The 23,265-nt window shown below is 67.5% G+C and carries 13 protein-coding genes; all 13 read left to right on the plus strand.

Annotated features, from left to right (window positions below; translation table 11 throughout):
- Positions 1–34: 34 nt before the first annotated feature.
- Positions 35–841, plus strand: coding sequence for a hypothetical protein (locus tag ACPJW8_RS10480; protein WP_330194230.1), 807 nt, complete (start codon positions 35–37; stop codon positions 839–841).
- Positions 838–1,569 (plus strand): hypothetical protein, encoded by a 732-nt coding sequence (locus tag ACPJW8_RS10485; protein WP_330194229.1) that lies wholly within the window; start codon positions 838–840, stop codon positions 1,567–1,569. Before ACPJW8_RS10480 ends, ACPJW8_RS10485 begins: the two co-directional genes overlap by 4 nt.
- A gap of 52 nt (positions 1,570–1,621) precedes the next feature.
- On the plus strand, positions 1,622–2,158 hold the full coding sequence (locus ACPJW8_RS10490) for a hypothetical protein (RefSeq protein ID WP_330194228.1): 537 nt from the start codon (positions 1,622–1,624) through the stop codon (positions 2,156–2,158).
- Positions 2,158–3,174 carry a hypothetical protein gene (locus ACPJW8_RS10495; protein ID WP_330194227.1) on the plus strand — a complete coding sequence of 339 codons (1,017 nt, stop codon included), beginning with the start codon at positions 2,158–2,160 and terminating at the stop codon, positions 3,172–3,174. The genes ACPJW8_RS10490 and ACPJW8_RS10495 overlap by 1 nt, the downstream gene beginning before the upstream one ends.
- A gap of 94 nt (positions 3,175–3,268) precedes the next feature.
- Positions 3,269–5,545 (plus strand): relaxase MobL, encoded by a 2,277-nt coding sequence (mobL, locus tag ACPJW8_RS10500; RefSeq protein WP_330194225.1) that lies wholly within the window; start codon positions 3,269–3,271, stop codon positions 5,543–5,545.
- Positions 5,546–5,705: 160 nt separating this feature from the next.
- A complete protein-coding gene (locus ACPJW8_RS10505; protein ID WP_330194223.1) occupies positions 5,706–6,245 on the plus strand; it encodes a hypothetical protein in 540 nt (179 codons plus the stop codon).
- Positions 6,246–6,332: 87 nt separating this feature from the next.
- Positions 6,333–7,142, plus strand: coding sequence for a hypothetical protein (locus ACPJW8_RS10510; RefSeq protein ID WP_330194222.1), 810 nt, complete (start codon positions 6,333–6,335; stop codon positions 7,140–7,142).
- A 25-nt stretch (positions 7,143–7,167) separates the two neighbouring features.
- Entirely contained in the window at positions 7,168–7,440 is a 273-nt protein-coding gene (locus tag ACPJW8_RS10515; RefSeq protein ID WP_330194221.1) for a hypothetical protein, read from the plus strand.
- Positions 7,441–7,605: 165 nt separating this feature from the next.
- Positions 7,606–9,360: an AAA family ATPase gene (locus ACPJW8_RS10520; protein ID WP_425256323.1), complete on the plus strand. Its 1,755-nt coding sequence runs from the start codon at positions 7,606–7,608 to the stop codon at positions 9,358–9,360.
- Between the two features lie 132 nt (positions 9,361–9,492).
- Complete coding sequence (locus ACPJW8_RS10525) at positions 9,493–11,562, plus strand: hypothetical protein (RefSeq protein WP_330194220.1); 2,070 nt, start codon at positions 9,493–9,495, stop codon at positions 11,560–11,562.
- 124 nt (positions 11,563–11,686) lie between these two features.
- The gene (locus ACPJW8_RS10530) at positions 11,687–15,781 is read left to right on the plus strand and encodes a type IV secretory system conjugative DNA transfer family protein (protein ID WP_330194219.1); all 4,095 of its coding nucleotides are present in this window, start codon (positions 11,687–11,689) and stop codon (positions 15,779–15,781) included.
- Between the two features lie 166 nt (positions 15,782–15,947).
- Positions 15,948–21,500 carry a hypothetical protein gene (locus ACPJW8_RS10535; protein WP_330194218.1) on the plus strand — a complete coding sequence of 1,851 codons (5,553 nt, stop codon included), beginning with the start codon at positions 15,948–15,950 and terminating at the stop codon, positions 21,498–21,500.
- A gap of 1 nt (position 21,501) precedes the next feature.
- Positions 21,502–23,253 (plus strand): hypothetical protein, encoded by a 1,752-nt coding sequence (locus tag ACPJW8_RS10540; RefSeq protein ID WP_330194217.1) that lies wholly within the window; start codon positions 21,502–21,504, stop codon positions 23,251–23,253.
- Positions 23,254–23,265: the final 12 nt, after the last annotated feature.

Consider the following 23,265-nt stretch of genomic DNA (forward strand, 5'->3'; position numbering starts at 1 on the left):
CTGGTATTCGAGACGAAGAGCGAGTTGAGGGGCAATGGCATCGACAAAGATCGGCGAGTCGGGTGTGCAGGCTGACAAGCCTGTCCGCAAGACCCGCTTCGTGGCCGCGCCGGACGCCGGTGCGGCACCGGGCGACGCCGACCCCACTGGGGACGGAAATGTCCCGGGTGCACTGATGAGCCGCCGGGCGGCCATCGGCGGGGTGTGCATGGGGGCAGCTGCGCTGCTCTGCTTCCTGGCCGGCGCAGGTCTCTCTGGTGGCGAGGCCACCGTCAGCCACGACAAGGCTCAGCAGATCGTCTCCCTTCGCGAGCAGATCCGCACCGCCGAGGTGCGCACCGACGCCCTCCCGGAGGCCAAGGACGCTGACCGCGCCCTGGTCACCGCACAGGGAGCTGCGGAACAGATCGCCCGGTTGCAGAACGAGTACCGCCACCTGACACCCTCGGTGGCGGACTCGGGCGGGACGCTGGACCAGGCTGCCGCCGAGCCGACGCGCCGGAACCTCACCCCGCACTTCGCCCCCGACGTCGGGCAGGCCACGCTCCAACCCTGGTACCTGCTGGCCTCCGACAAGGACGTCGCCGCGGGCAACGAGATTCCGATGAGCTTCGACTCCGGCTTCAAGTGGGTCGCCCAGCGCCCTTACTCGGTCGAGGTGGACGGCACGATCCGGGTCACCTGGTTGGCGGTGCAGACCCGCCCGGCGGCCGGGCAGGCCCCGGCGGTACTGGCCTGGGCCCGGGCTGACTACGACATGACCCGCAAGAGCTTCTCCGGGGTCCAGACCGGAACGACGACCACGGGCGAGGCCCTGCGGCAGGAGGTGAAGGCACCGTGATCGAGGACGTGAAGGACTGGGTGCGCGCGAGGGCCGGGAAGGTCCTGGTCTGCAGCACCGGAACGCTGCTGGCGCTGTCGCTGCTCTCTCTGGCCCTGGCACTGCTGGCCGACGGTTCGGCGGACGCCGACGCCAAGGCCGACCAGCTCATCGTCCAGCTCCAGGGCAAGCAGGAGGACGCGCAGTCGGCACTTGAGACCAAGCACGCCCGGTTGCTGGCTGCCCTGCCGGGGATGGATGCCGAGCGGGCCGACCGGGACCGGGCCGCAGCGCGCTCGGCGCTGCTGAGCCTGACGGATTCCTCGGCTGCCTCGCGGACCGTCAAGGAGACGCAGGCCGCCCTCGATGCCCGGTACGCGTTTCTCGGGACCTCGTCCCGGATCCTCACCGAGTTCATCCCGGAATGGATGGCAGCGACCGGTGCCGGAAAGGGCGCGGGGACGGCGTACCAGCTGGCCGACTTCGACGTCGACGTTGCCGCGGTGAAGGGCCTGGACTACTCCTACATCGGAGTGGCGCGCCTGGACCCGGTCTCCGCCGACGGCAAGTCCACGGCCAAAAGTGAGTACGTGGTCTTCACCTTCGCCACCGGACAGGACGGCACGGTCGCCTCGTTCGAAGCGTACCGGGCCTCGGGCCGGACGCGGGACCAGCTTGTCGCGCAGAGGCCGCCTGCCTCTGCTTCACCGGCCGAGACCGCCAGCCCCGGACCCAGCCACAGCGGCTGACCGGCGGGACACCCGCACAGACACGACACGACAACAACGAAGGACGAGACGAATGACGATCCAGACTCTGGACAAGACCGGCAGCGCGACCGAGCACGAAGCCCGGGTGGAGGCTGCCACTGCAGTCCCCGTCGAGAAGGCCGCGGCCAAGCCGAAGCCCGGGCGTGGCCCTTCGAAGCTGGCCGGCGCGCTGCGCCGCCTGGCCTCCGGGAAGGGCTCCGGCGGATCGCCGGTGCTGATCTGGGCGGTGTTCTTCCGCTCGGTCGTGCTCATCGCCGACTACGTGCTGGCCTCAATGACTGCGATGGTCGTGATCCCGATGCTCGGCGCGTGGCTGCACCGGCAGTCGGGCGCAGCAAGCGGCGACCTGACCATGGCCGGGACCGTCGCGATGTGGATCGCCCCGCTGCTGTTTGTGGTCCTGTTGCTGGCCGCCGCGGAGATCGCCGCGATGCGCGGGATGTGGCGCTGGTCCACCCGCCGGATCCGGGCTGTACGCGACGCCCGCACCCCGGCGCTGGCCCCGGCCACCTCCGCCCCCAGGACCACCCACCCGAGCAAGAAGACCAACCGGAAGAGGAGCAACTGATGCGCACTGCTGGACTGATGATGAATGACGTGTGGGCCGACCGGGCCCTGCGGGAGCGTGGCGTGCAGGCGCACCGCTACGACGGCCTCGATGCCCAGATCGGGGTGCTGGTCGACTCTGTCGAGCTCAAGCACCGCGGCAAGGAGGAGAACTACCGGCCCTACCTGCACGTCGTGGGCGAGCTGCGCTCGATCACTCCCGCCGAGCCGCTTCCGTACGGGATCACCCAGGTGACCTACTCGCACGGCCAGGGCGAGAAGGTCGACGCCTTCTACGAGTTCGACGACGAGCAGCTGGTCGCACTGGCGGCCAAGGGCTACTTCAGCCCTTCGTTCACTGTGCCCGACCAGCTCACGGGGATCGAGTGGGAGCTGCCCGCCAGGGCGGATGCCCTCGTGCTCACCCCGTCCGGGGACCAGGCCGATGCCCCCGTGGTCTTCATGAACGTGCACCGCATCGCCGATCTCGAGATCGACCTGGCCTCCACCGAGTACGACCTGGCGGCCTACTTCGCTGATCGCTCCAAGGATGGTCATGGTCCGGTTGAGTCCGTCGTCGACCAGCGGGGCCTGCGGGCCCGCTCCGACGCGATCAACTCGCTGTTCAACGAGGACGAGCTCGACTTGGTCGCGCAGGCGGAGAACCTCCAGCGGCCGGAGGCGCAGCGGCCGGCTGCCGAGGGCGTCACCGCGCAGTTGCTGGCGGTCGAGGCCGAGATCACCGCGGAGCGCGAGCAGTATCAGGCTGAGCTGGAGCGCACTGAGGGCACGCCCGAGCACCTGTACCACCAGCGTGTGGCCCCGGCCCTGCACCTGGACGGACCGGAGGATGCTGCCGCCCCTGCGGACGCGGAGCCGGATGCCGGCGCGACCCACGATCTGGACTTTGGTCTGGATGAGGAGGCCACCGGGCAGGAGGTGCCCGCGCCGACGCTCGAGGAGCGCAAGCGCGAGGCCTCCCGCCGCGCCGCCGACCTCGACTTCGGCGAGGAAGACGGGCACGGTCTGGGCCACTGAGGCCGAGGCGGGCAGAGCAGTCAGGACGGGCCCCGGTCGCTGGAGGACAGCGGCCGGGGTTCTGTGCATTCACACGACGGAGGGATGAGGCGGGATGGGCCTGAAGCAGTCAGTGGTCATCGTCAACGAGTTCAGTGTGCCGCTGCCCGGCGGCAAGGGGTCCCGGGGCGGCACCCCCGGCGACTACGTCACCCGGTACATGGCGCGCGAGCAGGCGACTGAGTCGCTCGCGCCGATCCAGCGGCTGCGCACGGACGACTTCATCCTGCGCTACATGGCCCGCGAGAGCGCGGTCGAGCGCGCAGGGACGAGCAGGGTCGAGGCCAAGACGACAATGCGCCAGGCCCAGGGCGATGGCGGCGTGGCCTTCGGCTACGGCTCAGTGTCGCTCTCCGACGAGCAGCTGCGGGCTGCGTCCCGGGACATCCAGAAACACTTCGAGAGCGGCAAGACGGTGCTGAAGACCGTGCTCTCCTTCGATGAGGAATACCTGAAACGGCACCGCATCGTCGGCGAGGACTTTCACTGCGAAGGCCGCGGGGACTACCGCGGCCACATCGACCAGATGAAGCTGCGGATGGCGATCATGCACGGGCTGGAGCGGATGAGCTCGGGCACGAGCGGTTTCGACGACCTGCGCTACGTCGGCGTGATCCAGGTCGACACCGAGCACGTCCACTGCCACCTGGCGATGGTCGACGCCGGACACGGCCACCTGGCCAAGGACGGCACCCAGCGGGGCAAGCTTCTGGACCGGCACAAGTCCCGGTTGCGGCGCGGCGTGGACGCCTGGCTGGACGAGAAGCAGGCCGTCGCGCACCTGTCCAGCGCCGTCGGTTACGAACGCAGGAACGTGACGACCTTCATCAAGCGCTGGGCACACGAGCGCATGCGCTCAGAGGCCCTCCCCCAGTTCCTGCTGGCCTGCCTGCCCGCCGACCGCTCGCTGTGGCGCGCCGGAACCAACGATCTGCGGATGCGCAAAGCCAACCGTCTGGTCTCCGAGCTGGTGGCCGAGCAGCTGGAGCGGCCGGGCTCTCCGCTGCCGGCGGCAATGGAGAGGGTCGTGGAGTACGCCAATCAGCGCCGCGAGGCCGAGGGCCTGCGCACCGACGCGTGGCAGCGCCTGGTCGACGCGGGCCGCAACCAGATCACCGAGCGGGCGGTCAACGGGGTCTACCAGATGCTGCGCGCCCTGCCCGAGGAGGAGCTGCGCGTGCGTACACCGATGCTTGAGGTGATGGGTATGGACTACGCCGAGATGGCCGCCCTGGCCGCAGAGCGCCAGCAGCAGCACGGCAGCTCGGAGGACGATGTCGTCTCTTTCGGCTTCCGGCTGCGCAGCTATGCCTCCCGCCTGCAGCATCACAAGTCCAAGGCCAGTGCCTACAGCGACCTGGCCCGGCAATGGGAGCGTGCCGAGAAGGCCGAAGTGGCCGTAGAGGACTCCCGGCCGCTCTACGACTTCTACCGCTACGAAGAGGACTGGCACCGGCGGGTGATGAGCAAGTACCAGCACTTCCTGCCGTTTGTCGGCGACGCCAGCCAGTGGTACGCCCAGCAGCAGGAGGTCGCCGCGTACGGCCAGCGCCTGCTCTCGCTGATGGCGCTGCGCCAGGACGCCTCGCTGCAGCGGATGAAGGACGCCGACCAGGCCGAGGAGATGGGCCGCGAGATCTACGGCCAGCCCGGCGGACGGCACCTGACCGCGGGCAAGGCCGGACGGGCGGTGCTGGACGCGCGCATCGAGACGATGAAGCAGGTCTACGACGAACGGCTCCAGGAGCTGCGCACCGACCTGGCCGACTCGGGGCTGGTGCTCGTCGCCGGTCCTGCTGACCAGCGCAGCGCCGTCGCCGGCGGGGATCCGGAGGTCTCCACCCAGCTGTCGATCGAGACCGGGACGGTGCACCCCTTCGACGAGGTCAAGGCACTGGACCTGCATCACCTGGGCTACGACTTCGTGGCCGATGTCGAGATCGGCGAGCGGGCCCGGCGGGAGTTCACCGCAGCCGCGGCCGAACGCCGCCGGCTGCTGCTGGCGGCCATGGAGTACCTCGACCAGTCAGGCCAGTCCGAGGCGATCGCCGACCTCCCTGTCGACGACATCGCCGCGATGACCCGGGTCTCGCGGGAACTGGTTCCGGTGGAGGACGGCTCCACGCGGCCAGTTCTGCGTTCGAGGATCGCGGCGCTGCGCGAAGAGCAGGAACAGGCGGCCCGGATGCGCCGTTCGAAGGCCTCCTCGCTCGACGCCGGCCTGGTGGTGCGTGTCCAGCAGCGGGTCGACGCCGCGGTGGCTGGTGCCGGGGTCCTCCCCGGCCCCGAGCAGGAGCCGGCAGGCCGGTTCGACGGCATCCAGAACGAGTAGGGGCACGAGTCGAAAGATCATTCGAATGGTTGCGGAATGCTCTATAGGAGTATTAGTGTATAGAGCAGTTCGGCACTGCACTTCGGGGCTTTGCTCGGACGACGTGAATGATCAAGGCCGTTCTGCCGAGTGGCGGACGGAACGACGAAAGGACGAGATCATGGCACTTCTCAAGGGCAAGGGCGCAATGACCGGGGTCAACCTCATCGCCAAGGTCTATGACAACGGCGCGACCAAGGACGGCAAGTCGCACTACGCCGACATCCAGGTCGACGCCCGCGACTCGCGCGGACCGGAGCAGAGCAACCTGCACATGAAGTCCGAGCGCGTGAAGGGCCCGGACGGCAAGGAGCGCTTCGCCAACACCGCCCCCTACTCGGTGGGCCAGCTGGAGGAGATCGTCAAGGCCGCGGGCCCGAATACGGAGCCGCTGCTCAACAAGGACGGCGAGAAGGTCGGCACCGTCTACGGCTTCAAGGGCAATGTGATGCCGGCCTCGCGCGGCACCGGTCTGGTGGTCAACACCAAGTCCGTGGAGGCCAGCGACTTCAAGGTCGACGCCAAGACCCTGGACAACCAGTTCGCCTCCATGAAGGCGGCCAAGGAGGCCCAGGCGGCTGCCAAGCAGAGCCAGGCCGGTCCGGAGCAGACCGCCCAGGCCGAACAGGTCGTCGAGGCCGAGGCCCCCGCGGTCGGCTGACACCGATCCACGGCTCAGCAGAACTCATTGAAAGGCCCCCGGAGAGACCTCTCCGGGGGCCTTTCGCATAGAGAGGAACGAATCATCATGGCAGATCTCAGTAAAGGTTCCCAGGGCCAACCGGAGCACGGCCAGCGCCCGACGTCGTACACGCCCGAGCAGCTGGCGGCGATCCGCGGGGCCACCCCCGATACCGGAGAGCAGCGGGGCCCGAGCTCGCAGGCGGGCCTCGGTGCGGTGCGGGGTCCCCGATACAGCGTGCCCTCCTCCCCCGCTCCCGGCCAGCCGGGCTCGAGGCTCAACCCCAACGTGGTCGAGCGGCGGCCGCGCCCGCAGGCTGAGCCGGCACCGGGGATGATCACTTCAGCGGATGTGCCGAAGCCGGAATCATCCCGGCAGGAGCAGCCCCAGGCGAAGCAGGCCCAGGCGAAGCAGGCCCATGCCGGCGGCACGGTTCAGGGTCCGGTGAAGGTCCCGCTCACCCAGCGGGCCGCCGGGTCGAAGGTCGGACAGGCCGTGCAGTCCGCGGGCCTCCGCGAGGGAGCCAGGCGGCTCGGCACCGAGGCCATGCAGGATGCCGCGGCCCACGCCCAACGTGCCCAGCAGTCCGGTGCATCGACCAGGGGCGTCGCCGCCAGCGCCGCCAGGGGAGCTGCCGTGGGTGCAGCCCGCGGGCTGCACACGGAGCTGGACGGACATGGCGGACAGAAGGCCCCCCAGGGCTCCGCTGCCGGGGCGGACCTGGTCGGGCGGATGGGCTCGATTGTCGGCCGTGGTGCTCAGGAGCAGCTGCCGGGCACCTCGCCGCAGGGACGGAAGCCGGTCAGCGAGAGGTACGACTATCAGTTCGAGGGCCAGGGCGGGCCCGAGGGCACCGAGCAGCAGCGCGGGGCCTGAGACAGGCACGGAGGAGGAGAAGGCTATGGCGATGAACGATCCCAGCCCACTGAGCGGAACGAGCCTGCTGGAGCTGGGCCTGGACGAGATCACGGCCCCGGACGAGGGCAAGGACATGTGGGCCGAGGCCGGGCGCGCACTGGTCGACCGCGTGGGTGCCTCGATGCGTCAGCAGCGGGAGGCGAACGAGCGGGCACGGCGCGACCGGGAGTCCAGCAGGCCGCTGAGCGAGCGGTACGACTACCAGTTCGAGCAGGATGGGGCTTCGTCCCAGGAGGACCGCCAGCATGGGCTGTGACAGCACCCCTACGGAGTGAATGGCCAGGAGGCCCCGGGATATGAGTCCGGGGGCCTTTCACTGTCCTATTACAGTCTAGCCGAATGGTGTCATGATAGACTTTCGACTGATCTATCAGATGAATTCAAGTCTTGGCGAGAGGTCTTCCACGGCATGTTCCATGAAGTGCACCTGAATGAGGGCTATCCGCTCCTGTCGAAGCTGTCGGACCCGCTCAAGAGGGCCGAGCGCGAGATCGTCGGCCGCGAGCACGAGAAGCTCCAGCTGCTGGCCTCGATGAGCAGGCCAGAGCTGTGCAACGCCCTGCTCCTGGCCGAGGCAGGTACGGGTAAGACCGCTCTCGTCCAGGCCACGATGGCCGCTGACGCCGAGCGGCTCTATCTCGAGGTCGATCCGTCCCGGATGATCTCCGAGGCCGGTGACTCGGACCGCATGGCCGCCATGCTCAAGGGCTTCTTCGACGAGGCCGAGCACTTCGTGGCGGACGAGAAGCAGGAGCTGGTCCTGTTCATCGACGAGTTCCACCAGATCATCCAGCTTTCCGATGCTGCGGTTGAGGCGATCAAGCCGGTGCTGGCCGCCTCCGGGGCACGCGGCATCCGAATCATCGCCGCGACGACCTATGACGAGTTCCACAGGCACATTGCACCGAATCAGCCGCTGGTTGAACGGCTGCAGCGCATCAACCTGACGCCGCCGGACCAGGAGACGACGATCCGGATTCTGCAGGGCATGGCCGAGCACTACGACGTCGCCGACCAGTTCTACGACGACCACATCTACCGGCAGATCTATGAGTACACCGAGCGCTACATGCCGGCGAGCTCGCAGCCGCGCAAGTCGATCCTGGTGCTGGACAGCATGGTTGGCTGGCACCGCCTCACCAAGCGGGCGCTGGACCGCGATCTGCTCTCGGACGTGCTCCAGGAGTCTCTGGGCGTCAACGTTGCCTTCAAGGTCGACGGCGCGAAGATCAAGGAGCAGCTGGACTCGAAGGTGTTCAGCCAGGACCTGGCCACGCGTGCGGTCGCGCGGCGGCTGCAGCTGTCGGTCGCGGACCTGAACGACAAGGGCCGGCCGGAGGCCTCGCTGCTGTTCACGGGGTCGACCGGCGTGGGTAAGACCGAGCTTGCCAAGCAGCTGGCACGGCTGCTCTTCGGTGACGACCAGCGCCACCTGATCCGATTCGACATGTCCGAGTACGCCCAGGACTCCTCGATGGACCTGTTTCGCTCCGAGCTGACGAAGCGGGTCTGGGACCTCTCGCACGCCGTACTGCTGTTCGACGAGGTCGAGAAGGCCTCGGCGATGGTCACCCGTCTGCTGCTGCAGGTGCTCGACGACGGCCGGCTCTCCGACGACAACAACCGCGAGGTCAGCTTCCTGAACACCTACATCGTCATGACGACGAACGCAGGCTCGGAGATTTACAAGACCATCGCGCAGTATGCGGCCGACGACACGGGCTCGGGCGAGCAGCTGCTGAAGTACGACAAGCTCATCCGCCGCTCGATCACCGAGACCTCGGCGGATAACCGCTTCCCGCCCGAGCTGTTGGGCCGTATCGACGCCATCGTCCCGTTCCAGCCGCTCTCCGAGGACACGCAGCGCAAGATCGTGCGCAACAAGCTGCGCCACATGGTGCAGGAGGTCCTCATCAAGCACAACGTGCGGGTGGACATCGACCAGAGGGTCCTGCAGTACCTCATCGACGACAAGGGCGACACCGACTCCAATGCCGGCGGTGCCCGTGGCGCGGTGGCGAAGATGACCGACGAGGTCACCACCGGAGTGGCGACGTTCATCAACGAGCATCCCTCTGAGCGGCGGATCCGGATCGACGTCGTCGGCGAGTTGGCGAGCGATCACAAGGACATGCTCACCTCCGATGCGTGCATCGAGGTGAGCGCCGTGCGCTGATCTGCGCCAGCGGTCATTGCGGGCCATTCGGCGTCGTGTTGAATTGCCTATCATTGCACCTATCGACTCATAGGCGATAGGATACTCATATACCAGGCGAACTGCGTTTCATCATCGAAGGGATCGACACCAATGGGCATTCTGGGCACGGCTGCGGGAAGCCGGAACAAGGATCGGAAGAAGAAGCCTGACGAGCTGCTCTCGTCCGTGGTCAGGGAGACGGCGATCCCCGCAGCAGTCGAACTGCTGCGGTCGAACGCGAAGTTCGTCTTCCCCAGCGGCACGGCGTGGGTCATGCTCGTGCTGGCCGCCGAGTCCATCGGCGGGCTGAGCAAGCGGCACGGCCGCGACGAGGCGAAGGGCTCGCTCATCGAGCTCATTGACTCCGACCAGATCAGGACCGTCGCCACGGCAGAGATGCTGGGCGAAGAGGTCTTCGGCATCATCCCCAACACGGAGACGCTTGCGCGCATGGAGGAGTACTCGCTCCTGGCTGGCGCGGAGTACTCCTGGGCGGTCGTCTGGCAGAAGCCCAGCGGCGAGCTGCTGGTGGACCTGGTCGCCGAGGCCACGTTCAAGCAGGCCCAGGAGGTCGCTTCCGGCACGCTGAGCCTCGAGGAGGCTGTCGGAGCGCAGGCCTGGCGCGAGCACAGCGGCGTCACCACCGACGAGCCCGGGACCCTTCCCGCGGTGGACGCGGACGCTGTTGCTGCCGTGGACACCGCCGACGAAGGTGACCCGATCTTCGACTCGATTCCCGGCGGGGGCGAGGGTGCCGGTGACGAGCCGGTCTTCGACGCTGCGGGCGATGAGCCCGTGTTCGACGACGAAGCCGTCGGCTTCGGATACGAGGACGCGGCCCCGGTTGCGGTGGAGCCGGAGCCCGGCTTCGACGGCACGGCCGGCTTCGAGGAGTTCGACGAGGAGTCCGGTCCTGTGACCGCCGACGATATGACGTACGCCCCGGCCGAGGAGGAAGCCGTCCTGCTGGAGAACCAGGAGCAGGTGCGCGAGGTCATCGCCCGCCGCTTTCTCTCCGAGGACCTGGACCTCGACGTGCGCCTGGACGAGTTCAATGCGACCTTCGCCATCGGCGCGCCGGTCGTGCAGATCGAGGTGCCGCAGGGTGCGACCGAATGGCTCGGCGACCAGGTCGCCCAGCTCAACCGGCAGGCCAATGCCGACCTTGCCCAGCTGCGGTGGGCGCACGAGGACGAACTGCGCACGCTGTACGTGAACCTCATGTCGGCCCACGTCGAGCAGGTCATCCGTGACGTGGCCACCGACCGCGAGGGCTCGCGCTATAAGGCACTCAAGGACGGCACCGAGGCGGCGCACCGCGAGCGGGAGTCCGAGAAGGAACAGCGGATCCGCACCCGTAAGGCCGAGATCGTCCAGGACTACGAGGCCCAGGCGAAGAAGCTCGCCGAGCAGGCCGCCCTCCAGGCGGAGATCCAGTACAAGGAGCGCAACCGCTCCCGCATGGAGCGCGAGCAGGCCGACGCCGTCGCCGAGATCGAGCGGGTGCTCGAGAACTCCTACTCGCACGACCGCCAGGAGATCCTGCGCGTGCGCCGCTCCGACGCCGCCCTGAAGATGCAGGTCGGCACTACGCGGATCTTCGAGGTCCTGGCCGAGAAGCAGAAGGCCTACCTCGAGGCCGAGGAGCAGCGTCTGGGGCAGTGGAAGGCCGAAATCCAGCGGATCGTCGACGACAACCGCAAGGCGGACATCGCCCAGGCCGAGGCTCTGGCAGAGCACCAGCGCACCACCGACGAGATCGGCGTCCTGCGCCGCGAGCAGGAGGCGCTGCTGGAGTCGATCCGCAACGAGCACGGCGACCGCATCCGCCGGATGGAGGACGAGCTCGACCGCAACCGCAAGGACGCGATCACCCAGATGCAGGCCCGCGAGACGGAATGGCAGCACAGCCTGTCCCTCGAGAAGGAGAAGACCGACTCGGCCACGCAGCGGAACACGGACCTGCTGCAGCAGATGGAGGTTGTCGAGGACTCGGTCAAGCGCCGTTACGAGGCACGGCTGGAGGAGATGGCTGCGGACAAGGAGTCCTACGCCAGCGAGCTGGCAAGGGCTTCGGAGATCCAGAGCCGCTACAACAAGATGCTCATCGCCCTGATCGTCGCGCTGCCCGTGCTCGGCGGCCTCGCCGGCTTCATCGGCGGGGCAGCCATGGGCGGCTGATCCGACTCGGAGATCGACGAGTCTGACGGCGCATGGGGCTCGCACCCCGTGCGCCGTCGGCGTCTTCCGGGATTACAACAGGCGCAGGACACACAGACACACGCGGAAACAGGCAGGGAGAACCATGGCAGGCAGCAAGCGCAGGGCGGCACGGCCCAAGGCCAGCGGCTGGGAGAAGATCTCGGCGCGTCGGCCGGAGGAGACGCTGACGAACCGGGACGTCTATGAAGACCAGCAGCTGGACCGCGGCGAGCGGCTGAGCAAGAAGTCGAACACGTCGGGCCTCGTGCTCGCCGGCGTCGCTGGCCTGTTGGTCGCGATCGTGGCGTGGGTGCTGTACTCGGTCATTGCTACGGCAGTGCTCACGCTCGGGGCGACGATGGGCGGTGGCCTGGGCGGAAACAGCAGCGGAAAGCCGGACTCGTACTATGTGGAGGACACGACGACAGGCCAGGGCGGGGCCCCGATGACGTGCTACCGCGCCGTCAACGAGAAGGGTAACCCCGAGATCGGCTCGAAGTGCTACCCGGATCTCAAGGACGTCCCGGTGCCAGCGTGGTGGACCCACGCAGGCAGCGCCGCCCAGGACGCCCCGAAGGTTGACCAGGGGGCTACGCCCACGGCGACGAACGTCGGCGGGCAGCTGGGGTCCGTCACCGGGTTCAAGCTCTTCCTGACGCTGGGATCGGGCGCGCTGGTCATGATCGTGATCTCCACCTGGACCGGACGCCAGGTCGCCAAGCACAACGCGACGGTCGACCACACGGACATCAACGACCACCGCAACGACCAGCACATCGCGCTGCCGGAGGAGGTCCAGCAGAACTACGACTGGTTTCCGGACGCCGGTGCGCACTCGGGGGTGCAGGTCAGCTCGATGATCAGTCACATGATGCTCAGCAAGAAGGGGCTGGGCACGGTCAAGGTCTCCCGGCGCGCAGAGTCCGACGTGATTGACCAGGACGGCAACATCGTCTACTACAAGGGTGAGGTCATGGACGGCGACGACGGCGAGCCGCTGGTCGAGACCCTGCCGCTGATCGACGAGGAGTTCGGCGAGGCGCTCTTCGACGCCTCGGGCCTGCCCCGGGACAAGCGGCTGCGCCGGAAGTATGACGCAACGGTGATCCCGTACAACCCGCCGACCGAGGAGAGCCGGCGCAAGGCCAAAGAGGCGAAGGACCCTGGGAAGCTCCAGGGCGCGAACCGTGACAAGCTCGGGCCCTACCGTACGGTGTCTGACCTGATCACCGATGACTGGGAGTTCCCGGCGTACGAAGTCCAGCGCCCTGCCGGTGCCTACATCGTCGACACTGCTCCCGTGAACACGATGGTGCTGGCCATCACCCGGGCGGGCAAGGGCCAGACCTACATCGAGCCGATGATCGACATGTGGTCGAGGGAGAAGAAGCCCTCGAACATGGTCATCAACGACCCCAAGGGCGAGCTGCTCGTCAAGAACTACATCCCGCTGGTCACGCGCGGCTTCGAGCCGGTGCAGTTCAACCTGATCAACGCGATGAAGACCGACATCTACAACCCGCTGGGCATGGCCGCCGACGCCGCCCGCGAGGGCGACTCGACCAAGTGCGCGCTCTACATCGAGAACATTGGCGAGGTTTTCTTCCCGCTGGACGGCGGTGAGGACCCGGTCTGGCCGAACGCGGCGAACAACGCCTTCAAACGGGCCGCCTACGGTCTCATCGACTACTACCTCGAGGAGGAGCGTGAGCTGCGCGAGTACGCAGCAGCCACCGGCATGGACCCGGGCACGCTGGAGCAGCGGCTGGACGACATGTGGGGAAAGGTCACGCTGTACAACTGCTACCAGCTCTTCGTGCAGCTGACCTCGAAGAAGTGGAAGAACCCCGCTGCCGAGCTGGAGAAGCGCATCAAGAACGGCGAGTTCGAAGAGGACGAGGACGCCCTGGCCGAGGAGCAGGCCAAGGTCGCCGAGAAGGATTTCCTGTGGGAGGGCAAGGCCGAGCAGGACCTGCTCACGCTCTACTTCAACGCCACCCAGGCCCTGCCGCGCAACTCGATGCGCACGCTCGTCGGCAACGCCCACAACGCCCTGGTCGCCATGGCCGGTGCGGAGAAGATGATGTCCTCGGTCTACGGCATCGCGATCACGGGCATGAGCTTCTTCACCGACCCGACGATCTCGACCCTGACCTCGGGTAAGCCGAGCCAGAACACTGACCTGGCGGGCCTGTCCTTCCCGCGGCGGCTGGGCGTGCGGTTCTCGCCGAACTTCATGAAGCGCGACCACCTGCTCGGCCAGATGGCGAGCTGGTCGGCGTACGCGGACCCGATGTTCATCCAGAACCTTGGCAAGGACTTCGAGCACTCGGAGATCGTCGGCCGCGTGGGCTGGGCGCGCTACAACTTCAAGGGAATCTTCCCCGGCGACGAGGCCTGGCTGAAGCTGGAGCTGAAGAACCCGCAGAGCGGCATGCTCGTGCGCACTTTCTACTTCCACTTCCGCAAGAGCTACCAGCTCTCCCTCAACGGCCGGCACTTCGTGGTCGAGCCGGTCACCGGCAAGAAGATCGTGAAGAACGGCGTGCTGCGCGAGCTGCGGCCGGTGCGGGAGGGTGGCACCCGCGACGGGAAGATCCTCTCGTTCCAGCCCGGCGACACGACCTTTCCGAGCCGCAAGCTGGACTTCTCCGGCGGAGGGCACCCTGAGGAGGTCGAGGTCCGGGCGCGCGCGATCACGCAGACGATGGCGCGGTACTCGGAGTCGCCCAAGGCGGTCTTTCTCGTCACTCCCCCACACCTGATGAAGTACGCCAAGCTGATCCTGATCCTGGTCAAGCAGCTGGTGGACGTCTCGTTTGACCAGTCGTACATGACCAAGTCGAACCAGAAGCCGCTCTACCGCACCCGGTTCATGCTCGACGAGCTCGGCAACCTGCAGTCCGACGGTAATGGCATCGCCGGCTTCGAGACCATGCTCTCCATCGGCCTCGGCCAGGAGCAGCAGTTCACGCTTATCCTGCAGACGCTGCAGCAGCTGCGCGACGTCTACGGCGAGTCGGTCGACAAGATTGTGCAGGGAAACACGAGCAACATCGTCTTCCTCAAGTCGACCGACGACTCGATGATTGAGACGCTGGAGAAGATGAGCGGCAAGACTCACCGTACCCACGCCAGCTCGAAGCAGATCACGCAGAACCTGGACAAGGTGGTCGGCGGGAAGACGGACGGAGCGATTTCGCGCACCTGGTCGACGGAGGAGGAGCCGCTGATCAAGTACAACGATTTCGCCTTCCTCTCGCCGCGCAACTCGATCGTGCTGCGCGCCGGCGACGCGCCGGTCTGGAACCGCAACGAGACGATCCTGCCGATGTCATTCAAGCTGCTCGGCAACACGATCACCCACCCGGGGCACGAGTACTCGCTGCAGACGATCCCCACGCTCAGCTCCGCGATGGAGTTCGACGTGCGCATGAATCAGCCGGACTTCGTCAAGATGCTCGACAAGCGCATGGCCCAGGCGGTCAGGGCGGCCGACGCCAAGACGCTCTACCAGGAGACGTACGACTACAAGGACATCGACATCGAGCGCCTCGACCCGGACGTCTACTCGGACGAGGTCATGGAGGTCATCACGCGGATGGTTTTCACCGACGAGAGTGGCGATCCCAACGCCCCGGTGGTCGTGGACCCGGACGACTACGAGGCCATGATGCTGGGCAACGACGAGGAGTTCCTGGAGGACGTGGAGGTGGCCGCGACCGTGGCTGCCCACCAGGCGACGCAGAAGGACCACAAGCGCCTGGTCTACGCCGAGGGCACGGTCAGCAAGGAGATGCTGATCAATCTCGATGGCTCGGCGAAGGTCAAGGCCCTGGACCTTGAGATTGGTGAGGCGTATAAGACCGCGCTGGTGGAGATGCAGCGGGACCGCGAGCACTTCTCAGTCGGCGGGGACGGCGAGCTGCGCAGCGCCGACGGGTCAAAGACCTACATCAGCCAGGTCCGTTCCGATGCCTACACCGACGCCGCCCGCAGGATCAACGGCCAGATCAGCGACGAGGGCTCGCGCGTGTTCGCCGAACAGGACGTGACCGAGGAGGATCTGCGGTCGCTGGCCACGGTCAAGGTGCACGCCGCCTTTTACACGTACCTGGCCTCGCTGCACAGCTGGGAGGTCCTGGCCGACGGGGCTTTCGACCGGGCCATGGCCGTAGAGATGAAGTCCCGGGGGTAGTGCCGGCGGGTCTATTCGCTCCGTCCCGGGACAGTCGATGCAATTCGACTGTCCCGGCATTCGTCTTTTGGCTCGTTTCTGACTCGTCTATCGCTTCCATTCGAATTGTCAGGGTATGATCTATACATAGTTATGTCCCCGAGCGTCCACAGGAGGCTGAGTAGCAATGAAGAAGGCACACGGACTGAGGCGGTACTTCTACGAGTACGTCTTCTACAAGGCAGTCGAGCAGGCCCGGGAACAGAGCGGGGAGATCATTCCCATCTCCCAGGCGAAGGCCATCCGCGGACGGGTTGACCAGATCCTCGGCCAGCGCGGAACCGCCCTGGCTGATCCCGGACTCGGCGTCACCGCGTGTCTGACTGCGATCGACACGGCCTTCTCCGAGCGCGTCCCGGACTACGAGCCGCAGTTCGGCGACCACTCCCCCGCCAACGAGCGCTACCAGACGCTGCAGCGTGAGTTCACCCGTGCCACGGGTGTCGGAGCGGAGATTGACCCGCGTTCGGCGCGGCTGCCGATCAGCCCTTACGACCCGGCCTGGTCCGAGCGTGCGACGGTGAAGCGCGCAGGTACCGAGCTGCTGTACATTCCCGACGAGACGATCGTGAAGAACGCCGGCGGCGAGGTGGAGTCCTTGTCTGAGCCGCGCCGCGGGAACATGACGCTCTGGCGGCTCGACGAGGACGGTAAGCCGTACGAGGCCGGCCGCGCCATGACCAACGACGACGCCGCAGGCCTCACGGCGCTCATGGACAAGATGAGCCGCCAGGAGTACGACCAGGTCCGCGAGTGGGTCATCGACGGCGGACGCGACCCGCAGACCGGCCGCGTTGACCGCAACCGTTTTATGTCCCAGCGGGCGGTGGCGCGCTCGGCGGCGCTGTTCGAGGAGCTGAAGTCCCAGGGCGTGGCCTACGAGGTCCTGCGCGACCGTGAGCCCGGGCAGATCAAGGCCCGGATCTCCGGGACCGGCATGGAGATCCGTCTCACTGACACGCGCCAGGAGGAGTACGCCGGGGCGCGCATCTATGACAACGGAACGGTGCTGCGCTACAGCACCAATCACCGGGTGCCCGGCGGCATGGCCGTGCCCGCCCCGACCTCCGAGGACGCCGTGCGGCTGTTGCGTTTCGCCCAAGGCCTGCCCATTGAACGCGACGATCTTCCCGGCACGGTGGTCGGCGTCGTCGGCTCCAGCCACCCCGAGCATGGCCGCGGCCGCTCCCTCATCGACGTGCCGGACAGCTATCACGTCGACCGCGAGAGCATGTTCGTCGTCGCGGACTATGTCGTCCCCGGTGAGAGCGCCCCGCGCCCCGGGTCCAAGGTCATGCTGCGCCGGGATGCCAAGAACCGCTCCCTGCCGACCTTCTTCGTGGATGCAGAGCCGGCCGAGGCCTACGGTCGCGAGGCCGTGGACACCGCGCGGGAGAACCTGCGCGCCGCCCTGGGCGTCGAGGAGCTGATTCTGCGCGCGGAGTCTGAGCTGCAGCGCACCGAGGGCGCGCTCGACGAGATCGAGCCCCCGGAGTATGCCTCTGACCCCGAGGTCGCGGCGATCCAGCGCTCATATTGGGACGTACTCACCGGAGCGCGCAGCGAGCTGTTGCGTCCGGGCGCGACCGAGGAGATGTACCAGGAGCGCCTGGAGGAGATCGGCGAGCTGCAGGCCGGTGAGCTTCCGGACCTGGGCAACCTGGTCTATGGTGGCACGGCCGCCGACAAGGTCCGTGCGCACGCTGATGACGTTCCGTTCGAGCTGGTCGGCACCTGGGATGCCGAGCCGCACCTGATCGACGGCGAGTGGCTCGACCAACGCTTCGACCCCGCCCGCGTCGCCAAGTACATGACCAGCCCGACCGGCCAGTGGTCGAACCTGGACAATCTCGCCTCGGCGCTGCGCCGCTGCGGGGTGCCTCCCACCGAGCTCATGGGTACCAGCTTCCAGGCGACCCGCTTCAAGGACCGGATCGTCTCCTTCCACGCGGCCACCGCCGCCCCCATCGCCGAGCATCCCTCGGAGTTCATGCGTCGGATCGGTCAGACCGTCCGGGAGAGCATCGAGCGCAACGCCGCGACGCCGGGTGAGATCCTGGTCGACGCGCAGGGCGTCATCAGCTGGACCGCCGAAAAGCTGCGTCGTGACGGCAAGGCCACGCCGGTCTCCGGTGAGATCGGCCAGGTCTTCGATGTCGGCAGCCATGGGGAAATTGTCACGCGCTTCGCCAGTGGCGAGAACGCGCTGATCGTCCCCGGCTACGAGGCGCGGATCAAGGCCCAGACCCCGGGCGAGGCCCCCAAGTCGGTCGAGGAGCGCACGGTGCTGCGCGGCTACGAACAGCTGATGCACGAGCGCATCCAGTACCAGCTTGCCGGTGACCTCGTCTCCGGCCGCAGCCGGACCGGCGAGCCGGCCTCGCTGAACGCGGTGTACTCGCAGCTCTACGGTACCAAGCACCCGGTTGACTTCATCGAACGGGCCACGACGTATGAGGTCGACCCCGCCACCGGCAAGGCCACCGCACGACTGGACGAGTGGACGGCCTCGATCCTCGAGACCGAGGCCAAGCGCGTGCGCTACTCCAACGAGATCAAGCAGGGCTCGACGATCTACGCCGAGTACCGCGCCGAACGCGATCGCACCGACCCGGCCGACGACAACGTCTTCGACGCCTGGCGGCTCACCGGTGGACGGAACATGACGGTGCTCACGGGAACCGACCGTAACCATGTGACGGCTCCCGGCGGCTTCTTCGATCCGGTGATGACCGGCGGCGCGACCAACCAGGGCATCGTGCGCTACCTCACCGAGGACGCCGCCGTGCGCCCCGACGGCACGATTGAGCCGGGTGACCCGGAGACCGTGACCGGCTCCCGCGCCCCGCTGATGAGCCGGCCGGAGCTGGAGACGCTGCGCTATGACCCGTTCGACCGGCAGCAGATGACGGCCTCGACGATCATGCAGTCTTCCGAGGTGACGAAGCCGACCGGCACCGCTCTGATGACCTTCGGCGGCTGGACGGCCGACGACCCGATCGTGGTGTCGACGGAGTTCTCCGAGCGGCACCGCATCCGCGGGGCCGGTGGCCAGCTGCGCGACCTCGTCGTGGGCGACAAGATCAGCGATCTGCACGGCAACAAGGGTGTCGTCTCTCTGGTGGTCGACCGCCACATGGACCCGGACGAGGCGCGTGCCCAGGGCCTGGAGCAGGAGGTGGCCTGGTTCAGGGAGAACCCGGGCATCGACGTGGTGATGAGCCCGTTTTCGCTGATCTCCCGCCGCAACGCCGGATCGGCGCGCGAGCTGATGGGCGGTGCCGTGGGCGACATCCGCCGCCCGGCCGTCCAGGGCCCCGAGGCCGGGCCGGTCGACGGAGGGTTGGGCGAGATGCGGTTCGTGGTCACCCACATGGCTGTCGACGAGAAGACTAAGATCTACGACGACGAACAGGTGCGCGCCGGCAAGGGGCGCAAGGCCTCCTCGCAGCTGGCCTGGGCGCTGCAGTCCCAGGACTGCCCGGCGATCATGCGCGAGTTCTACGGCCACAACTCCGGTGCCGAGTCGAACCTGCGCGAGTATCTGCTGGTGGCGGGACTGGACATGGAGGCCGACGGCACCCTGCGCGTCGTGGGCCAAGCCGAGAGTGTCGACGAGCGGCCCGAGCGCCGCCTGATCCCGATGCCAGAACTGATGCGCACGCAGCCGCGCAGCGAGGGCGCGACGCCGGGGCTGAACACCACGGCCATGCGCAAGTCCTTCGGCGACCTGATCGGCGATCGCGGCGGCGACATGGAAATCCCCTTTCCGCTGACCTACCCGACGGGTCAGCTGACCGAGACGGTCAGCGCGACTTCGTGGAAGCTGCCGGTGCTCTCTTCGCACCTGCGCAGCGGCCAGGAGTTCGACGACGGCACGTCCGTCACGCACGACTACACGCGCAGCTACCAGGACGTCTTCGTCGAAGCCTGCCGCTACCGGTACATGGCCGAGCAGCTGGACGACCACGGCCTGTCGCCGGACAAGCGCGCCGAGGTGCGCCGGGGCATGAGCGAGTCTGTCTCGCGGGCACAGCGTGCCTTCGAGGCGATCACCACGGACGTGCAGAACCGCGTGCTGACCGGCAAGAACAACATCTTCAAGACCGGGCTGATGAGCTCGCGCCTGTCGGACTCGGCCACGATGGTCTGGACCGCCGACCCTCGGCTGGACATCGATCAGATCGCTCTGAGTTCGGTCAAGGCCGAGCAGCTGGGCCTGGCCGAAGGCGATCACGCGCTGGTCTGGCGCGACCCGGTCCTGCGCGACGCCGGCGTGCGCTACATGCGCGTGGCGATCGACGACCGGCTCACCGGCGCGGCGATCAACCCGGTGATGGACCAGTGCTTCGACGGCGACTTCGACGGTGATGCGGTCGCCGTGGTGAGGCTGCACAGCGAGGCCGCCAAGGCCGAGGCGATGGCCAGGCTCTCGGTCGGAGCGAACCTCCTGGACACCGGCGTGGTGAAGGCCGACGGCTCGCACCCGCTGGCCATGCAGGTCTCGCTGGACACCCAGGTGGCGCTGTCCAAGAACCCGGAGCTGGCGGAGAGTCTTGAGAGTGCCGTCAAGGAGGCGAACCGCCTGCGGTTCGTCAGCGATCCGCACGAGGTTGCCGCCGGCCACGAGGTCCTCGTCGAGGAGCTCAGCGATCTCTATCGCTCGGCACAGCGCGGCGAGTTCGGCTCGGCGCTGACCTTCAGCAGCCGCGAGGCGCACTTGCAGAGCGTGCGCGAAGTCTGCGTCGAGACCGGAGCCAAGGGCAGCGAGAAGAAGCTCGGGGACTACGCCCGCAACCTCGGCGACGAGCAGGGTACGCCGGGCATCACGCAGGAGGACCAGGAGGCCTCGATGTTCGCCACGGCGATCAAGGCCCACGGCACGGGACTGGGTGGCTCGTTCTCCCAGCGTGCGGTGCGCGCCCTGCGCGGCGCTGACCTGAAGGCGGTGCTTGAGGTGACCTATCCGGTGACCCAGTCGATCCTGCAGGCCAAGCACGACGCTGCGGAGGCCCGGCACAAGTACGAGATGTTGCAGGGTCCCGGGCGCGATCTGTGGCGCGGCCGCAAGCTTGAGCACACCGGCCCCGGCCAGTGGCGTCCCGAGTTCGCCGACGGCGAGGCTGTCCAGGCCACGGCCGAGGAGTGGGAGGCCCAGTTCGTTGAGTTCTACGAGGCCAAGGACGGGTTCAACGTTTCGGTCAACCCGGACTGCGTCGCCCGTGTCGCCCGCGCGCTGGAGGACCCGAAGTCGGGCCTGGTGCGCAACCTCGAGGAGGACCCGTCCCTGGCGGGCACGGTGATGGACCGTATGGCCTACGGCGGCGACTTCGAGACGCTGGTGCAGGCCGCGAAGAACCGCGAGAGCGTCTTCGATGGCGAGAAGAACGAGCAGTTCGCCTCAGCGGGCACCCGTGGTGCCCGGTCCGCGGCGGCGCGCGAGCTCGACGCGTTGGCGGCGCAGGGCCTCGACGGGCTGGACTCGGTGGAGGCCGCGGTGGATGCCTCGGTCCTCAAGCGTGACGTGTTCGCGCAGACCGAGGACGGGGCCGCCAGGGCGCGCGGTGCGAGCCGGCGCTCAGCACATGCCGTCGGTGTGGGCGGCCGTCGCCCGGCCTGGACGCCGAGCTATGAAACCGGGCAGCAGCAGAGTGATGACGACTATGGACTGGGAGGCTGACATGACACAGGACACGGAGCGGGAGATGGGTCCGGGCGGCAGGGGCCGGGGGCGTAAGGCGCTGCCGGTCGACCCCTTGGACACCGTCCATCCTGTGTACGGAACCGCCGGGCAGGAGGACATCATCGACGCGGAGATTGTCGACGAGGCGGACACGCAGGCCGGACCCGAGACCTCACATGGGCAGCGCGAGCGGTTGCGCGACCGTGCCCGCGGGTTCTTCGGTGCCACGACGCGGGAGCGGACCGAGGAGCGGGAGCGCCAGCGTACACGCGACCAGGAGCGCGCCGCCGCCGACGATGACAGCCTCGACCACCGGGAGCGGCTGCTGAAGCTCCGGGCGGAGACGCGGCTGGCGGGCGAGGCGTACATGCAGACGCTGCGCGATTCGAAGCTGCTTGTGCCCGGCTTCAACGACGGGGAGCGTACGAAGGAGTTCGACGCGATGCACGCGGTCTACATGCAGATGATGATGCAGGGCTGTCTGCGTCCGCTCACCCGCGGCGTGAACCCGAACTCGGTCATTCAGGCCGCCGGAATGATGATGGCAATGCGGATGCTCGCTCCTGACTTCAGGAAGGAGATGGATTCCTACCTGCAGCCGTTCAAGGACAAGGTCCAGGACCGGATCGATGCGAAGACCCGGCACATCGGCGACAGGGCCGAGCACCAGGCGGCCCTGGCCGGAGATCTGTTCGGGGCCGCGCCGCAGGCGCAGGAGACCGCCGGCGACGACGGCTGGAAGCAGGCCGGGAAGCAAGGCGGACAGCGGGGCCCCAGCCGGGACGACTTCCTCTCCAAGCGCTGGCGTACCCGCCTGGAGGATCTTGAGCGCCGCGAGCGGGGCAACCGTGAGTTGTTTACTCCCGAGTCGGCAGCCATGACCGAGGTCGCGCTTATGGAGAACGCCTTCTGGAAGATGCGTGATCCCGAGCAGGATGCGAAGCAGATCAATGCCAGCTACAAGGCCCTTCGCAAGCATCTGCGCCAGCAGATGGAGGACGACGGGCTTGATCGGACCGAGGTGGTCAAGCGCGCCCGGACGATCATTGGTGAGCGGATGGAGTCCGAACCGGAGCTGCGCCTGATGTTCAACGGCGTCGCGCACGGCCGCATCGTCAAGTCCCCGCCGCACGAAGCACGCCTGGCGGGCACCGACCGGGTACGTGAGGTCTGGACCGGGGAGTTCGACGACCACCTGGGCCGGCGGATCCCCGACGAGGGTATGTTCACGCTGCGCGCGCCGATGGAGCCGGATGAGCACCAGGTGCAGCTGGCGGAAACCATGAAGGCGGCGATGCTGGACGGCGTCCAGCGTGGCGACGGACAGGCCCTCGGTGGCAGCGTCATGGGCTACATGATCGGTTTCGCGGCCAAGAAGCAGGGCCTGGACACCCGCGGGCTGCCCGAGGAGCTCCAGCAGCGCCTCGACCAGTCCGAGAGCATGCTCGCCAGCATGGAGATCGATGGTCTCTCCGATGAGGAGCAGCAGCGTGTCTATTCGAATGCCTATGTGGACGCCATCGAGGAGCTGAACAAGGAGGACCCGGACTTCGAGCACGAGCTCAAGCTGGCCCTCGGCGAGGACTGGCAGGACACGATGCGGGCCGCAGTCGACGATCCCGCTGCTTTCCTCGCGGCGCAGCGCACGCGGCCCCAGCCCTTCCGACAGGGGCCCGGCCCCTCGGCCCGACCGGGACCGGAAGGCCAGTGGAGCCGCGACCGCGGGGCCGAGGACTACCAGCCGGCATAGTCCGGAAACGAA

This window comes from Pseudarthrobacter sp. J47 (assembly GCF_049810315.1).
Taxonomy (GTDB): domain Bacteria; phylum Actinomycetota; class Actinomycetes; order Actinomycetales; family Micrococcaceae; genus Arthrobacter.

Coding starts and splice junctions, on each gene's coding strand:
- ACPJW8_RS10480 (WP_330194230.1), top strand. CDS start 35: ATGGCATCGACAAAGATCGGCGAGTCGGGTGTGCAGGCTGACAAGCCT.
- ACPJW8_RS10490 (WP_330194228.1), top strand. CDS start 1,622: ATGACGATCCAGACTCTGGACAAGACCGGCAGCGCGACCGAGCACGAA.
- ACPJW8_RS10495 (WP_330194227.1), top strand. CDS start 2,158: ATGCGCACTGCTGGACTGATGATGAATGACGTGTGGGCCGACCGGGCC.
- mobL (WP_330194225.1), top strand. CDS start 3,269: ATGGGCCTGAAGCAGTCAGTGGTCATCGTCAACGAGTTCAGTGTGCCG.
- ACPJW8_RS10505 (WP_330194223.1), top strand. CDS start 5,706: ATGGCACTTCTCAAGGGCAAGGGCGCAATGACCGGGGTCAACCTCATC.
- ACPJW8_RS10510 (WP_330194222.1), top strand. CDS start 6,333: ATGGCAGATCTCAGTAAAGGTTCCCAGGGCCAACCGGAGCACGGCCAG.
- ACPJW8_RS10515 (WP_330194221.1), top strand. CDS start 7,168: ATGGCGATGAACGATCCCAGCCCACTGAGCGGAACGAGCCTGCTGGAG.
- ACPJW8_RS10525 (WP_330194220.1), top strand. CDS start 9,493: ATGGGCATTCTGGGCACGGCTGCGGGAAGCCGGAACAAGGATCGGAAG.
- ACPJW8_RS10530 (WP_330194219.1), top strand. CDS start 11,687: ATGGCAGGCAGCAAGCGCAGGGCGGCACGGCCCAAGGCCAGCGGCTGG.
- ACPJW8_RS10535 (WP_330194218.1), top strand. CDS start 15,948: ATGAAGAAGGCACACGGACTGAGGCGGTACTTCTACGAGTACGTCTTC.
- ACPJW8_RS10540 (WP_330194217.1), top strand. CDS start 21,502: ATGACACAGGACACGGAGCGGGAGATGGGTCCGGGCGGCAGGGGCCGG.